The 13,900-nt window shown below is 66.8% G+C and carries 15 protein-coding genes and 1 pseudogene; 4 read left to right on the top strand and 12 right to left on the bottom strand.

All coding sequences use genetic code 11. The features are described 5' to 3' along the window. The 5 genes and pseudogenes from ACRCUN_RS19810 to ACRCUN_RS19790 all read right to left on the bottom strand — a co-directional run. Positions 1-190: pseudogene (locus ACRCUN_RS19810) on the bottom strand (HNH endonuclease); the annotation flags it as partial. A 64-nt stretch (positions 191-254) separates the two neighbouring features. Next, a complete protein-coding gene (locus ACRCUN_RS19805) occupies positions 255-1,814 on the bottom strand; it encodes a class I adenylate-forming enzyme family protein (protein WP_462143325.1) in 1,560 nt (519 codons plus the stop codon). Next, the gene (locus ACRCUN_RS19800) at positions 1,811-2,695 is read right to left on the bottom strand and encodes an amidohydrolase family protein (RefSeq protein ID WP_462143324.1); all 885 of its coding nucleotides are present in this window, start codon (positions 2,693-2,695) and stop codon (positions 1,811-1,813) included. The genes ACRCUN_RS19805 and ACRCUN_RS19800 overlap by 4 nt, the downstream gene beginning before the upstream one ends. A gap of 35 nt (positions 2,696-2,730) precedes the next feature. After that, positions 2,731-4,050 carry an MFS transporter gene (locus ACRCUN_RS19795; RefSeq protein ID WP_462143323.1) on the bottom strand — a complete coding sequence of 440 codons (1,320 nt, stop codon included), beginning with the start codon at positions 4,048-4,050 and terminating at the stop codon, positions 2,731-2,733. Then, positions 4,047-5,069 carry a phosphotriesterase family protein gene (locus ACRCUN_RS19790; RefSeq protein ID WP_462143322.1) on the bottom strand — a complete coding sequence of 341 codons (1,023 nt, stop codon included), beginning with the start codon at positions 5,067-5,069 and terminating at the stop codon, positions 4,047-4,049. The genes ACRCUN_RS19795 and ACRCUN_RS19790 overlap by 4 nt, the downstream gene beginning before the upstream one ends. Positions 5,070-5,168: 99 nt before the next feature. On the opposite strand from ACRCUN_RS19790, the gene ACRCUN_RS19785 reads away from it, so the two are divergent. Next, the gene (locus tag ACRCUN_RS19785; protein WP_462143338.1) at positions 5,169-5,840 is read left to right on the top strand and encodes a TetR/AcrR family transcriptional regulator; all 672 of its coding nucleotides are present in this window, start codon (positions 5,169-5,171) and stop codon (positions 5,838-5,840) included. 25 nt (positions 5,841-5,865) lie between these two features. Here ACRCUN_RS19785 and ACRCUN_RS19780 read toward each other — a convergent pair whose 3' ends face one another. Then, on the bottom strand, positions 5,866-6,408 hold the full coding sequence (locus ACRCUN_RS19780; RefSeq protein WP_462143321.1) for a P-loop nucleotide/nucleoside kinase family protein: 543 nt from the start codon (positions 6,406-6,408) through the stop codon (positions 5,866-5,868). 64 nt (positions 6,409-6,472) lie between these two features. On the opposite strand from ACRCUN_RS19780, the gene ACRCUN_RS19775 reads away from it, so the two are divergent. Beyond that, positions 6,473-6,814, top strand: coding sequence for a TFIIB-type zinc ribbon-containing protein (locus ACRCUN_RS19775; protein WP_462143320.1), 342 nt, complete (start codon positions 6,473-6,475; stop codon positions 6,812-6,814). On the opposite strand, the gene ACRCUN_RS19770 is transcribed toward ACRCUN_RS19775, so the two are convergent. Continuing rightward, positions 6,772-7,614 (bottom strand): phosphotransferase family protein, encoded by an 843-nt coding sequence (locus ACRCUN_RS19770; protein ID WP_462143319.1) that lies wholly within the window; start codon positions 7,612-7,614, stop codon positions 6,772-6,774. The genes ACRCUN_RS19775 and ACRCUN_RS19770 overlap by 43 nt on opposite strands. Then, a complete protein-coding gene (locus tag ACRCUN_RS19765; RefSeq protein WP_462143318.1) occupies positions 7,566-8,036 on the bottom strand; it encodes a carboxymuconolactone decarboxylase family protein in 471 nt (156 codons plus the stop codon). The genes ACRCUN_RS19770 and ACRCUN_RS19765 overlap by 49 nt, the downstream gene beginning before the upstream one ends. A gap of 49 nt (positions 8,037-8,085) precedes the next feature. Here ACRCUN_RS19765 and pdxR point away from each other — a divergent pair, with 49 nt between their 5' ends. Then, on the top strand, positions 8,086-9,498 hold the full coding sequence (gene pdxR, locus ACRCUN_RS19760) for a MocR-like pyridoxine biosynthesis transcription factor PdxR (protein WP_462143317.1): 1,413 nt from the start codon (positions 8,086-8,088) through the stop codon (positions 9,496-9,498). Here pdxR and ACRCUN_RS19755 read toward each other — a convergent pair. Next, positions 9,495-10,121: a trimeric intracellular cation channel family protein gene (locus ACRCUN_RS19755; protein WP_462143316.1), complete on the bottom strand. Its 627-nt coding sequence runs from the start codon at positions 10,119-10,121 to the stop codon at positions 9,495-9,497. The genes pdxR and ACRCUN_RS19755 overlap by 4 nt on opposite strands. Before the next feature lie 48 nt (positions 10,122-10,169). Between ACRCUN_RS19755 and ACRCUN_RS19750 the strand changes: the two genes are divergently transcribed. Then, complete coding sequence (locus ACRCUN_RS19750) at positions 10,170-10,565, top strand: GtrA family protein (RefSeq protein WP_462143337.1); 396 nt, start codon at positions 10,170-10,172, stop codon at positions 10,563-10,565. A gap of 36 nt (positions 10,566-10,601) precedes the next feature. On the opposite strand, the gene ACRCUN_RS19745 is transcribed toward ACRCUN_RS19750, so the two are convergent. Genes ACRCUN_RS19745 through ACRCUN_RS19735 form a run of 3 tightly spaced genes read right to left on the bottom strand, consistent with a single transcriptional unit; the run spans position 10,602 to position 13,862 of the window. After that, the gene (locus tag ACRCUN_RS19745) at positions 10,602-11,528 is read right to left on the bottom strand and encodes a beta-keto acid cleavage family enzyme (protein ID WP_462143315.1); all 927 of its coding nucleotides are present in this window, start codon (positions 11,526-11,528) and stop codon (positions 10,602-10,604) included. 25 nt (positions 11,529-11,553) lie between these two features. Beyond that, positions 11,554-12,567 (bottom strand): ketopantoate reductase family protein, encoded by a 1,014-nt coding sequence (locus ACRCUN_RS19740; RefSeq protein WP_462143314.1) that lies wholly within the window; start codon positions 12,565-12,567, stop codon positions 11,554-11,556. Further along, positions 12,564-13,862, bottom strand: coding sequence for an MFS transporter (locus ACRCUN_RS19735; RefSeq protein WP_462143313.1), 1,299 nt, complete (start codon positions 13,860-13,862; stop codon positions 12,564-12,566). The genes ACRCUN_RS19740 and ACRCUN_RS19735 overlap by 4 nt, the downstream gene beginning before the upstream one ends. Between the last annotated feature and the right edge of the window lie 38 nt (positions 13,863-13,900).

The following is a 13,900-nucleotide window of genomic DNA, read 5'->3' as shown; positions in this document are numbered from 1 at the left end:
ACCCCTTACCCCGCTTGGCCGCCGGCACACCCTGCGCGGCTTCACGGGCGCGGCGCTTGGCATCCCACAACGCCGTGGCCCGGGCCTGGGCGGCCGCGAGGGCCGGTTTAAGCAGTTCGTACGTCTCGACCAGGGCGCGCAGCTGCTCCTCCGACGCCCCCGGATCGATATCGAACAAACTTTCGAACACATGATCGATGCTACGCCCACCCACCGACAACCACCGGTCGCTTGAATGCCACCGCGAGGCAATCTCAGGCGAGGGTGACCGCGGTGCTCCATCGACAGTCGACCCGGTCGTAGACCTGGCCGAGAACCTCCTGTCGCAGGGCGGGCTTGGACACCTTCGCCGACGGTGTCAGCGGCAGCGATTCCCGCACGACCCAATAGCGCGGCACCTTGAACGACGCGAGGTCCCTTGCCGCGTGGCTCATCAGTGACCGCAGCAAGTCCTCGGTGTCGCCGCCGGATTCGCGCGGCACCACGAACGCGACGATCTCCTCACCCCGTATCCGGTCGGTTGCGGCCAGACACGCCGCGACACCGACCTCGTCGTGGGCTTGCAGCACCGCCTCGACCTGACTAGCGGCGATGTTCTCCCCGCTGCGCTGGATGATGTCCTTGGCCCGGCCGTGAAAGATGAAGTAGCCGTTCGCGTCGACCGACACGATATCGCCGGTGCGGTACCAGCCACCGCGGTAGGCCTCGTCGTTGGCCGCGGGGCTGTCCGGGTAGCCGTCGCTCATCCAGGTGCCCCGCAGCTGCAGGATCCCCCGCTCACCACGCGCCACCGGCATTGCGGTGTCGGGGTCGACGACCCGCGCGTCCCGGTTCGGCATCAGCGTGCCCAGCGCCCCGGAATCCTTGCACCGGTCGTGATCGGCTTCCTCGACCATCATGTCGATGCCGGTCTCGGTGCTGCCGTACAGCTCGTACCAGCGAGCCCCGAACCGCTGTTCCAGAATGTCGTGCCGGCCCTGCGGAATCGCCGAACACGAGATGTAGCGCAGCCGGTGATCGCGTTCATCCGGGTCGACGGGAGTGGTGAGCAGCATCGCCGGCATCACGCCCAAGCAGTAGAAATACGTCACCTGATGACGGCGCACGGTGGCCCAGAAAGTGCTCGGATGGAATCCATCGGTCACCACCAACGGCGCACCGGTCAACAGGGTGGTGGCCAGATTCCACATCGGGTCCATGTAGTAGAAGGGCTGGGCCGTGAGCAGTACGTCGTCCTGGCCCAGCCGGGGGCCGAATTCGGTCATGATACGCGCGATTCCGGCCCAGTAGCCGTGGGAGACCAGGCACCCCTTCGACTTTCCGGTGCTGCCCGACGTGAACTGCAGGTTCGCCGGGTCCTCCGGGTACACCTCGGGCGCCTGGCCGTCACAGGTGCCGCCGGCGAGTTCGTCGAACGTAACGACCGGTACGGCGGGAGCGGCTTCGCTTGCGGCACTGTGGAATTGCGGATTGGTGACGATCAACCGGGCTCGAGAATCCGTCAGCACAGCGGCCAGGTCGGCCGCCCCGAGCCGCGTGTTGACCGGTACCGTGATCGCCCCCAACGCGGCCAGAGCAAGCCACGTGACGGGGAAGTCAGCGTCGTTGGGCAGCATGACGGCGATCCGGTCGGCACGCGCGACGCGGTGATATTGCCGCAACGCCGCGGCTCGGTCCGCCACAGCGGCGGCCAGTTCGGCGAAGGTCAGCTCGTGCCCGGATGGATCGAAGACCAAAGCCCTGCGGTCTGGCCATCGGTCGGCGGCACGCCGCACCAGCGCCGGCAGCGTGGCCAGGTTGGTCGGATCTGTCATTTCTGGTGCGGACCCCGTGAGTACAGGCTGCGGGTGTTGGCGCCCAGCAGCTGTTCCAACACTGAATCATCGAGCCCCATCGCACGCCACTCATCAAGTACGCGCTGGTGCGGCATGACCGGCCAGTCGGTGCCGAACAGCACGCGATCGCTGAGCACACGCCCGAGCATGCTCATCAGGACGTCCCAGCCGGATCCAGCCCGAGCGACGTATTTGGGTGCCAGACCGCCGAGTTCGAGGTACACCGTCGGATGGCGCCGGGCCACCGCGACGAATTCATCGACCTGTGGCCAGCCGCCATGGCAGGCCACGAGGCGCAAATCCGGGAAATCGCAGGCGACCTGATCGAGCAGTTCGGCCCGTTCGTGGCGCATCGGCGCGTTGCGCGCGTAGTTCACCCCGGTGTGCAGGTTGACCACCAAGCCCAGTTCCTCGGCTTTGGCGTAGGTGGGGTACAGCCACCGATCATCGATATCCAATCCGAAAAAGGCCGGTTCGATGTTGACACCGACGAGTCCCCCGACAGCGATCCGGTCGAGCTCGCGGGCCGCCACACCCGCTCGTGCCGGCGGCATGTCGATGGTTCCCACACCGGAAAACCGGTCGGGATATTCGTTTACGAGCTTTATCACCGCATCGTTCAGTTCGGCCGCCGGAACCGGCGTCTCGGTCTCGGCGTGCAGGATCGCATCGGCGACCCCCGCGGCGTCCATCTCGGCCAGCAGCGCCTGCGTCGTACCGGCGACGGTCTTGTTGCCCAAATCGAGCACCCGGTCATACTCACTGTGCGACAACGGATCCCGCTCCCCTGCCGGCGCCGGACGCAGCTCCTCGGGAAGTCGTACCCGGGCGTCTGTGACGTGCACCTGTGTTTCCTCCATCAATCGTGATTGTCCGCTACTACGTGGGCCCGCCGTCACCGATGCACCTTCAAGCTCTTCGCCTCGGGCACTTTCCAGACACACAGCGCTACGATCGCCGCGATGATCGAGAGGTAGAACCCTGGTGCCTGCGGGCTGCCGCTGGCCTCCACGAAGTAGGCCGCCAGCAGCGGCGCGGTGCCACCGAATACCGCGTAGCCGATGTTGTAACCGAGCGCGGATCCGGTCAGCCGGGTGCGGGTCGGGAAGATCTCCAGCAGGGTGGCGTAACTGCCACCGCCGAAGATCGCCAGGCTCAACGCGACGATGACCTGCCCCGCAACGCTGGCCATGCCACCCAGCGCGGCGAGGTAGAACGCGGGAATGCTGGTGACGATGAGCGCCAGTGCGCCCACCCGGATCATCGTGCGCCGGCCGATGCGGTCACCGACCGTACCCGCCAGGATGAGGGCGACGGTGAAGACGGCAAGCGCGATGCCATTGCTGGCGAGGGCGCCGGTACGGGACATCTCCGCGGTCACCTGCAGATAGGTCGGGAAGTACCCCACGAGGTAATAGAACGCCAGTGCGCTCATCGCGGCCAGGGCGGCGGTGAATCCGATTGCGGCGCGCTCGGTTTGAAGCGCTTCTCGCAGCGGTGCGGAGCTCAGTTCCTGTTGCTCGCGGGCCCGCACGAACGCCGGGCTCTCGTCGGTGCGCAACCGGATGTACAGGCCTATCACGCTCAGCGGCAAGGCGATCAGGAAGGGGATGCGCCATCCCCAACTCTCGAATGCCTCATCCGAAAGCACGGCATTCAGCGACAGCACGACGATCAACCCGACGATCGACGAGACCGCCGACATCGCGATGACCGTGGTGATCCACCGCGACCGGCGGCCGTCCGGTGCGTGCTCCAGGGCGAACGACGTCGCGCTGGTCACCTCGCCACCCGCCGAAAGCCCCTGCAGCAGGCGCAAAGTCACCAGCAGAGCCGGTGCCAGATAACCGATCTGGTCGAAGGTCGGCAGCAGACCGATCAGCGCGGTGGTGGTGCCGATCAGCAGTAGGACGGCCATCAGCACCGACCGGCGGCCGATCCGGTCACCGAGGATGCCGAACACGATCCCGCCGAGCGGGCGGATGACGAACGCCACCCCGTAGACCGCCAGCGCAGACAGCAGCGCGGCAGTGCTGTTCCCGTCGGGGAAGAACGCCGACGCGATGATCGGCACCGTCAGGGCATAGACGGCGAAATCGTAGAACTCGACGAAGGTTCCGACCGAAGCACCGGCCAATGCGGTGCCGGGGCGGTGCTCTTGGCCGGCCTCACCAGGCCGGGCCGTGGGACGGGTGGACACGGGTTCAGCGGTCATCTTTCAAGTCCTAAGGCGGTGAGTGGGTTGGTGATGGTCAGTGCGGTGATCAGGTCGTCGCTCATGCCTTTGCGACGCATGAGGGGCACGACATTGCGCAGCAGGTGTCCGTATCCCTCACCGCCGTAGCCCTGGCGGTGGGTCTGGAAGCAGATGTCCTGGGACACCAGCAGCCGGCCGGCGAATCCGGCGTCGGCAAGGCGCTGCAGGTGGTCGATGCGGGTGGCGTCGTTGGGCATGTCGATCGGCGCGTACGGGTAATAGCTCGACTCCTGGCCGAAGAGGTCGAACTCCAGGTAGCACCCCGTGTCGGCGAGCCGGCTCATATCGTCGGCGGTGAACAGCGTGCGGTCGATGTGCGACATCACCACCCGGGTGGGATCCGCACCGGCGGCGAGCACCCGTGCCATCGCGTCCAGGGGCGCGGCGGCATCCCGGCCGGGGTGGATCATCAGCGCTGCGCCGGTGGCCAATTGGGCGTCCACCGCGGCGACCAGCACGGTGGCTTCCACCGGGTCGACCGGCCACGTGAGGCCGATCTCTCCGATCAAGCCGGCACGAACCTCCGTCTCGCCCACCCCGTCGGAGATGTCGGTGATGATCTCCTGCGCGATGTCGTCACGGGAGCGGTCCGCCAGTTCGGGTGGGTGATAGTCGGCGACGTAGTAGCCACTGCCCATGACCACGTGCACACCCGTGGCCTGCGATACCTCCACCAGCCCGGCCGGGTTGCGTCCCAGACCCACACTGCTGGCATCGACGATCGCCGATCCACCGGCCTCGCGGTAGAGCCCCAGTTCGTGGATCGCCTCGCCGACGTCGGTCATCTTCGCGTCCACCGGGCTGTGGTGGCGACGGATCTCGTAGAGGTTCTCCAGGGTGATCGGATCGTGGTTTTGCAGGGCGGTGCCTTGTCGCCGCGTGGTGGCGCCGATGTCGGACAGCAGGTGTTCGTGCGGCTGGGTGTGACCGATCATTGCGGTCGGCACGTCACCGAGGACGGTTCGCAGGAATGCCATGAGCCTCCCAATCAATCGATTGATTGGGAACTGTACGAACACGTGCCTGCGAAGCACAAGACCCTATTGCCGACTTGTCACAATGTGGACGTGAGCCCAATGACGGAGGACCACGCCACGCGCAGCCGCGAAGTTCAGCGTATGGCGGTGGCCCTGTTTGCCCAGCGCGGCTTCGCGGCAACCGGCATCAGGGAACTCGCCGCGGCGGCAGGCCTGAACTCGGCGACGCTTTACCACTACGCGCCCAGCGGTAAGGAGGAACTGCTCGACGGGATCATGCGCATGTGCCTCGACGAGTTGATACGCCGAGGCCGGATCGCGATCTCCGCGTCCACCCAACCGGATCAGCAGCTGATCGGTTTGGTCCGCGCGCACGTCGGAACCACGGCGCTGAACCCGCGCACCGCGACCGTCGTCGACCAGGAAGTACGGTCTCTGACCGGAACGCGCCGCGACGACATCGTCGCCCTCCGGGACACCTACGAGTCGATGTTCGCCGACGCGCTTGCCGCCGGGGTGGCACAGGGCCTGTTCGACGTGGCCGACCCCACCGTCACCCGACTGGCGCTGATCGAAATGTGTAACGGCGTCTCGCGATGGTACCGACCCGATGGTCGACTCAGTGTCCCAGGGGTTGAAGCGGTGTTCATCGATCTGAGCCGACGATTGCTACGGTTGCCACCGTCCACAGATGGCCTGAGCCTCCCCGATGACAAGGCAGTGCGCCTGCCGTGCGAACCGGTCGACTCGCCCGAATCATCGCGGGCGTAGAACCCGTCCCATCATTTGAGTTCGCTCAGGAACTCAAGAACCGTGCGCGTACTGTCGCCACTATTTCCTCTGCCGCCGCGCCCGCACCTTGGGCGGTGTCGACGCGAAGGACCGGGGTGCTCCACGGTTCATACCGCCGGCCCATGACCTGCTCCCACGTGGGAACCACGAGTCCATCCAGATCCGACGTCCGCGTCTCGACGCGCTCGCGGTGCAAGTCCGAGTCGCTGCAGACGATTTCGATGTCGATTGCGACCGCATTGACCTCTCCTGCGACAGCGGCCCATGCCCGCCGGGTGACCGCAAGCGGGTTCACGCTGTCGGCGATGACGTCGTGCCCGGCCCGCAACAGGTCGGTCGCGACGCTGTACGCGACCTGGTATCCCGCATCGGGTGCGTTGTCCCAGCCACCGGCTGCCGCGACGAGTCCGGACCGCACCATCGCGGCCTCGATCGTGTCGATGCGCAGATGCGCCGCACCCAGACGTTCGCTGACGCGGCGTGCCACGGTCGTCTTCCCGACCCCGGGAAGCCCCGAGAGAACAACCAGCACCCGACTCTCGCCCATCAGCCGCATAGTAGAGCCAAAAAGTTCACAGGCACTTCACAGCGCCTTTGGTCGTTATGGCGATATGAGCATCCCGCCATATGAGCCTCCGAAGACCCCTCCGACACACGGCGTGGGTAACAACCTGCTGTGCCCGAAGTGCGCCGGGGTCATGAAGACCTATGAACGCAACGGCATCCATCTCGAGCAGTGCGACACGTGCCGTGGCATCTTCCTGGACTTCGGCGAGCTCGAGGCACTGACCCAGATGGAGAACCGGTTCGTGCAGTCCGCACCCCCGCCGCCACCGCCGCACTCCGGCTACGGCCAGAGTTACGGGCACTCGAACTACGGGCCGGGCTGGGGCCATCGCGGCAACAAGCACTACCGCAAGCAGGGCTTCGGTCGGCTGTTCTTCTCCAGCTGAGGCATCCGAGCGCAGGCCGCCGCCAGCACCTCGTCGTCGGAATCGTTCGCGGCGGCCTGAATGACGGCAGCGCGGGCGAACGGTTCCAGCACCGGCCACGGATCACCTGACGGCACTGCTGGACCGCCGGCCGCCTGGTAGGCATCGATGAACGCGCCCCAATCGGCGTCGGGAATCAGGCCCGCGGCCCAGAACCCGGCCGGGCGGGCCAGGTCCCAGGCCGGATCGCCGACGCCGAGATCGTCGACATCGATGAGTTGCCATGGGCCCGGAGCCCGGCGGCCCAGCTGGCCGAGATGGAAATCGCCGTGGACGAGTGTGCACGGGCGGTCGGCCGAACCGGCCCGCCATGCTTGGTCGGGCAGACCGGCGGCGGCGCGCACGATCACGTCGTACCCGCGGGCCCGGCCCACCGCCCGACGCAGCCGAGCCGGCCAGCCGTGGGCGGGGAGCCTGCCCGCGTACGACGCGTTGTGCAGCCGCGCCAGCAGTCGCGCGATTTCCTCCCACGGAACCGACTCAGGTTCGGCAGCAAGGGTTTCCATGAGCGGCCAACGAGTCCGCCAACGGTCAGCAATCCGCTCTGGCGTGATCGACAGCGGGGTCACGAAGACGTCGAGCCCACGGGCCACGGTCAGCCGAGCGGCCAGCGCCCGCGGGTCGGTACCCGGCCGGTGCAGCTTGTGCACGACGGCACCGTGCACGGTGATCTGCGCACCGGACCGGGTCTGCACCCCTTCAGTTTCCAGTGTCAGCGGCGTGGCGGCAGCGTCTTCACCGCGGCGTTGATGCGGTTCCACGCGTTGATTGTCACCGCCATCGAAATGACCTGGCCCAGCTCACGTTCGGTGAAGGCCGCCGCAGCGCGCGCGTAGACCTCGTCGGAGACCGGGCCGTGGCTCAGGTCCGTCATGGCCTCGGTCAGCGCGAGTGCGGCCTGCTCCTGCTCGGTGAACAGGTCGCCGGCCTCCTCCCACGCGGCGATCAGCGCGAGCCGCTGCTCGGTTTCCCCGTGCTTGCGGGCGTCGTGGGTGTGCATGTCGAGGCAGAAGGCGCAGCGATTGAGCTGCGATGCGCGGATCTTGATGAGCTCGGCGATTGTGGGGTCGACGTCCTTGGCCGATGCGTTGGACAACGTCATCATGGCGTCGTAGAGCTCCGGTGAAGTCTTGTAGATCTTGAGCCGGTCGCCGGCCTTGGTGGGTTCGAGTGTTTGCGTCATGCCATAAACGCTAGCCACCAAAGTCCCGCATAGATGGTTCAATCTAGACATGAATTCGCGGGCCAATTCGGGCAGTCGTGATCTGCACCTCGAGCTGCGCACGGTGATCGAGCCGGGCAGCCGGACCGCCCGGGAACAGCTGATCAAGGCATTGCGGGACGGCATACGGTCCGGCCGGCTGGCCACTGACACCGTGCTTCCGCCGTCGCGCACCCTGGCCGCCGATCTCGGCCTGGCCCGCAATACGGTCGCCGAGGCCTACGCCGAACTCGTCGCGGAAGGCTGGCTGGCATCGCGTCAAGGTGCGGGCACCTGGGTCGCCAGAACCGCGGTGACGCCGCCGGCGCCGCGGCCGCGGCGCATAACCATCGTTCCCAAGCACAACCTGATGCCCGGCTCCCCGGACGTCGCGGAGTTTCCCCGCACCGCCTGGCTGGCCTCGACGCGACGCGCGCTGTTGAACGCACCGGTGTCCGCACTGCGCATGGGCGATCCGCGCGGGCATGTCGAACTGCGGGAGGCACTCGCCGAATACCTCGGCCGGGTCAGGGGCGTGCGCACGACGCCCGAGTCGATCGTCATCTGCGCCGGTGTGCGCGACGCCGTCGAACTGCTCGGGAGAGTGTTCGGCACAACTCGACCGATCGCCGTGGAAGCATACGGGCTCTTCATCTTTCGCGACGCATGGGCCGCGATGGGCATCAAGACCACGCCCATCAGGATCGATGAGCACGGCGCCGTGGTGAGCGATCTCGACGGCCTGGACACCCCCGCCGCACTGCTCACCCCGGCACACCAAAGCCCGTTCGGCATGGCGCTGCACCCGACGCGCCGCGCCGCGCTCGTCGAGTGGGCGCGGCGCACCGGCGGCTACGTGATCGACGACGACTATGACGGCGAGTTCCGCTATGACCGCCAGCCCATCGGCGCGCTGCAGGCGCTCGATCCCGAACGCGTGATCTACCTGGGTTCGGCCAGCAAGGCCATGGCCCAGACGCTGCGCGTCGGCTGGATGGTTCTTCCCGAGGCGCTGATCGACCCGGTGATCGCCGCGGCGGGCGGACAGCAATACCACGTCAACGCGATCACGGCGCTGACCCTGGCCGACTTCATCAGCACCGGTGGATACGACCGTCACATCCGGCGCATGCGCAACCGGTACCGACGCAGGCGGGACGCGCTGGTTTCCGCGCTGGACGGGTTCGACGTCGGTATCGGCGGCCTGGCCGCGGGCGTGAACATGCTCCTGACGCTGCCCGACGGCGCCGAACCCGAGGTGCTGCACCGGGCCGGTGAGGCAGGCATCGCGTTGAACGGGCTGGCGATCATGCGCCACCCCATGGCCGACCCGGCGATCCCGAATCCGGACGGGGTGCTCGTGGGCATCGGTGGGCCGGCCGAACACGCGTTCGCGCCCGCGGTCGACGCGCTCGTGAACGTGCTGGCCGAGGTGTTGCGTTAGGTATCCCCGCGCACGATGAGATCGGCGGGCCCGGTCGGCAGCCGCCAGTGGAACACCAGCCCGGCCAGTCGCAGCACCGTTGCGAGCACGGTGCCCACGACCAGACCCACCCACTGCGGGCCGAGGTAGTCGATCACGGCGTACGCCGTGGCGCCGAGCATCGCCGGGACGGCATACAGCTCGTCCGGCCCCAGCAGCATCGGGACCTCGCGGGCCAGCACGTCGCGGATGATGCCGCCGCCGATCGCGGTGGTCATGCCGATCAGCGCCGCCGCGAACCAGCTCGCCCCATGGTCGACGGCGATCGCGGCACCCGACGTCGCGAAAAAGCCCATTCCGACGGCGTCGAGCGTGAGCACACTCCGCCTCATGCGGATGAACAGCCGCGCGGTCAGGGTTGCCGCCGCGGTGGCCGCAAGGGCCACCGTGATGTTGGGCCAGTGCTGGATCGACGTCGGCGGGCTGATGTTGAGGAACAGGTCGCGCACCACACCGCCGCCGACGCCGGTCATGACCCCGAGGGCCGCGATGCCGAACAGGTCGAAGCCCTTACGGATCGCGACCATCGCCCCCGACGACGCGAACACGGCGATACCGAGGTAGTTGAGCACCATCTGCAACACACCCGCACGGTAGGCCCTCGCTAAGCTGCCGGAGTGGCCGAACCCGTAATGTCGTCAACACTGAGTCTCAAGACCCAGGCGTTCCGGTTCATCGTCACCGGCGGGTTGTCGGCCATCGTTGACTTCGGCCTCTACGTCGCGCTGCTCGCGACGGGCCTGCACGTCAACATCGCCAAGACGTTGAGCTTCATCGCAGGCACCACCACGGCCTACCTGATCAACCGGCGCTGGACGTTCCAGGCACCGCCCAGCAAGGCCCGGTTCATCGCGGTGTGCGTGCTGTATGCGCTGACCTACGCCGTGCAGGTCGGTATCAATTACGTGTTCTACATGGCGTGGGACGACAAGCCGTGGCGCGTTCCGGTCGCATTCGTGATCGCCCAGGGCACCGCGACCGTCATCAACTTCGTGGTGCAGCGCGCAGTCATCTTCCGGCTGCGCTGAGCAGCGCCGGCTCGACAGTGCCGAGCCGACGTCATATCAGAACGCGACTGCCCCAGCACCTTTCAAGCCGAGATACGCGCGTGCCTCGTCCGGTGATGCCGGCGCGCGATCGAACAGTGCGGCCAGTTCGGCGACCTTCTGCACCAGCTGGGCGTTCGACGTCGCGTTCTCCGTCCTGGTGACGCGCAGGTTGTCCTCCAGCCCGACCCGCACGTTGCCGCCGAGGGTCAACGACAGGGCCGCGAGGCTGAACTCGCCGCGATAGCCCACGCCGGCGGCCGACCACGTGAACGCGTCCCTGCCGAAGACCCGTTCGGCGGTGCGCAACATGTGGATCAGCTGGTCGGGCTCGGCGGCGTTGGCACCGAGCACCCCGAGGACGAACTGCAGGTTGAACGGCGGCTCCAGGACACCGTCCTTGACGAGCTGCTCGAGGTTGTAGATATGGCCGACGTCGTACACCTCGATCTCGGGGCGGGTCTCGGCCTGCCGCATCTGCTCGGCCATGTAGGCCATGTCCGCGAAGGTGTTCTTGAAGATGTAATCGGTTGTGCCTTCGAGATACTCACGTTCCCAGTCGGCGAACGGAAGATCACGTGACGCGACGGGGAAGAGCCCGAAGTTGAAGCTTCCGGCGTTGAAGGTCGCCATCTCGGGACGGAACTTGAGGACCGAGGCCCGCTCTTCGACGGTCATGCCGCGGCCGCCGCCAGTGGTCGGCTGGATGACGGCATCGGTGTTCTTCTTGAGTTCCGACAGTGCGCGCTCGAACAAATCGAGATCGGCCACCGGGCGTCCGGTCGCTTCTTCACGGACGTGGACATGCAGAACGGACGCGCCTGCCTCCGCCGCCTTGACCCCCTCTTCGACGATCTGGTCGACGGTGATGGGAATGGCCTTGCTCTGGGCGGGCACGGTCATGCCGCCGGTCAGTGCGCAGGTGATGATGACCTTGTCGTTCACGGTGTTGCTCCTTACGGGTTGGAAATCAGGCGGGAACTTCGGCGAGGGCTTCGAGCGTGGCTCTGCCGGGCACCCGGCTCCCGCGCTCGCAGTCGTGCACCAGCTCGACGATGCGGTCGTTCAATGGGCTTGGGACACCGGCCTTCTGGGCTGTCGAGCAGACACCGCCGTTGATCACGTCGACCTCGGTGATCGCGCCGCGTTCGAGGTCTTGCAGCATCGAGGCCTTGGTCGCGCCGAGCCGGTTCATGAGAATGTCCAGTGCGGCATCGGCACGTTCGAGATCCGCGCCGGATCGGACGACGAGCTGGTCCGGCTGCACACCGACGATCTCGTCGAGTTCGATGCCTGCCGCATGGGCGACGTCGTAGGCCTCGGTCCACAGCCGGTAGGCGAGTTCGCGCCCGAGCGGTTCGGCGACGACCTCGCGGTACAGCATTCCGCTGACCGCGCCCAGCCCGGAGAACGTGCTGTTGAGCAGCAGCTTGGTGAAGATCTGCCCGACGATGCCTGACGAGATCCGCACCTCGGCGGCGGCTGAGAGGACGTCGCGCAGCTTTTCGATCCGTTGACCGCGGCTGCCGTCGGCCTCGCCGATCACGAACGGGGCGACCGTGGTCTGCGCGAGATGGCCGGGGCCGAGGTTGGTCGCGCCCCACTCGGTGATTCCGATGACCAGCCGATCCGAGCCGACGATGTCGCCAACTGTGCTCTGCACCAACCCGTTTCCGAGAGACACGTAGGTGTCCACCAGGTCACCGGCGACCAGCGGCGAAAGCGCGACGTCGAGATAGGGGGCCTTGAGGGTGACCAGGGCGTAGGAGTATCTGCCTGGCAGATCGGCGGGTTTGTCGACCGCGGTGATGGGGACGAGCGATGTCTCACCGAGCTCGTCGAACCGCAGGCCCGGCGAGTTCATCAACCGGACGTGTTCGGTGTTGGCGTCGAGCACCACGACGTCGTGTCCGGCGCGCGCGAGATGGGCTGCGGTGACGCCACCGATGGCGCCTGCGCCGACGACGAGGATTCGGTCGCTCATGCTGTTACCTCTTTTTCTGTGACGTTCGCCGGGGCGTCCTGGATCTTGAGGCTCAGGCTCACGACGGCACCGATGAACACGAGTGCGATGACGAACCACAGCCCGGCAGAGGGGTTGTCGGTCGCCGATTCGAGCAGCCCCATCACGAACGGCCCGACGAAACCGCCGAGGATGCCGAGCGTGTTGACTAGCGCCAGGCCGCCTGCCAAAGCCGCGCCGGCCAATCTGGAAGCCGGGACCGCGAACAGAATCGATTGGACGACAAAGAATGTCGATGCCGCGACGCAGAACCCCACGAGTGCGAGAGCCGGCCCGGCGACCGCCCCGATCGTGAATCCGATGACCATGGCGGCCATGCCGCCGAACAGCATCGTGCGGGAGCGTCGGCCGTCGGTCGCGTATCGCGGCAGCACGAGCGTCCCAATCGCGGCCGCCACCCAGGGCAGGGCGGTGAGCAGGCCGATCGTGAGATCGGTCATCTCGCCCCACTCCCCGATGATCCCGGGCAGGAAGTAGGTGAGGCTGTAAACCGCGATCTGGTGGGTGAAGTACACCGCGATGACCAACAGGATCTGCTTGTCGCGGAACACGCCCGCGAATGAGTGCGTGCCCGAGGCCTGGGCGCCCTCCTGCTGCTCGCGGGCCAGCCGCGCGGTGAGCTCACGGGCCTGTTGCGGGTCAAGCCATTTCGCGTCGTTCGGCCCGTTGGGCAAGAACTTGTACACGACGAAGGCGAGTGCGACCGCGGGCAGACCTTCGATCACGAACATCCACTGCCACCCGTGCCAGCCCAGCACGCCGTCCATGCCGAGCAGCGCACCGCCGATGGGTGCGCCCATGATGTTCGCGAGGCAGACCGCGACCAGGAACGCGCCGTTGGCACGGGCCCGCTGTTCGCGTCCGAACCAGTACGTGAGGTAGAGCATCACGCCGGGAAACAGCCCGGCCTCGGCCATACCGAGCAGCACCCGCAGGACGTAGAAGGACACCGGCCCCTGGACAAAGGCCATGGCCGCCGACAGCAGGCCCCAGGTCACCATGATGCGCGTGATCCACAGCCGGGCTCCGACGCGGTGCATGATGAGGTTGCTCGGCACCTCGCACAGCGAGTAGGCCAGGAAGAACAGCCCGGCGCCCAAACCATAAGCGGCCGCGGAGAGTCCGAGATCGGCTTCGAGGTGGTTCTTGGCCAGACCGATGTTGGTGCGGTCGATGAAGGCGATGATGTAGGCCGCGATCAACAGCGGCATCAGCTTGCGGAAGATGAGCTTGTTCAGCTCGGTGTCCGTGCCCATGGCAAAGCCCCTTCTCAAGGGTGTCGAAAGGTAGTCCC

This window comes from Mycobacterium venezuelense, from assembly GCF_054919535.1.
Note: the sequence above shows the minus strand (reverse complement) of the source record. Positions and strands in the feature narration are given on the sequence as shown.

Bases quoted from the DNA above. Each gene is read 5' to 3' on its own strand.
- ACRCUN_RS19795 (WP_462143323.1), bottom strand. From the start codon at position 4,050: ATGACCGCTGAACCCGTGTCCACCCGTCCCACGGCCCGGCCTGGTGAG.
- ACRCUN_RS19805 (WP_462143325.1), bottom strand. From the start codon at position 1,814: ATGACAGATCCGACCAACCTGGCCACGCTGCCGGCGCTGGTGCGGCGT.
- pdxR (WP_462143317.1), top strand. From the start codon at position 8,086: ATGAATTCGCGGGCCAATTCGGGCAGTCGTGATCTGCACCTCGAGCTG.
- ACRCUN_RS19750 (WP_462143337.1), top strand. From the start codon at position 10,170: ATGTCGTCAACACTGAGTCTCAAGACCCAGGCGTTCCGGTTCATCGTC.
- ACRCUN_RS19740 (WP_462143314.1), bottom strand. From the start codon at position 12,567: ATGAGCGACCGAATCCTCGTCGTCGGCGCAGGCGCCATCGGTGGCGTC.
- ACRCUN_RS19775 (WP_462143320.1), top strand. From the start codon at position 6,473: ATGAGCATCCCGCCATATGAGCCTCCGAAGACCCCTCCGACACACGGC.
- ACRCUN_RS19735 (WP_462143313.1), bottom strand. From the start codon at position 13,862: ATGGGCACGGACACCGAGCTGAACAAGCTCATCTTCCGCAAGCTGATG.
- ACRCUN_RS19780 (WP_462143321.1), bottom strand. From the start codon at position 6,408: ATGGGCGAGAGTCGGGTGCTGGTTGTTCTCTCGGGGCTTCCCGGGGTC.
- ACRCUN_RS19785 (WP_462143338.1), top strand. From the start codon at position 5,169: ATGACGGAGGACCACGCCACGCGCAGCCGCGAAGTTCAGCGTATGGCG.
- ACRCUN_RS19790 (WP_462143322.1), bottom strand. From the start codon at position 5,069: ATGGCATTCCTGCGAACCGTCCTCGGTGACGTGCCGACCGCAATGATC.
- ACRCUN_RS19765 (WP_462143318.1), bottom strand. From the start codon at position 8,036: ATGACGCAAACACTCGAACCCACCAAGGCCGGCGACCGGCTCAAGATC.
- ACRCUN_RS19800 (WP_462143324.1), bottom strand. From the start codon at position 2,695: ATGGAGGAAACACAGGTGCACGTCACAGACGCCCGGGTACGACTTCCC.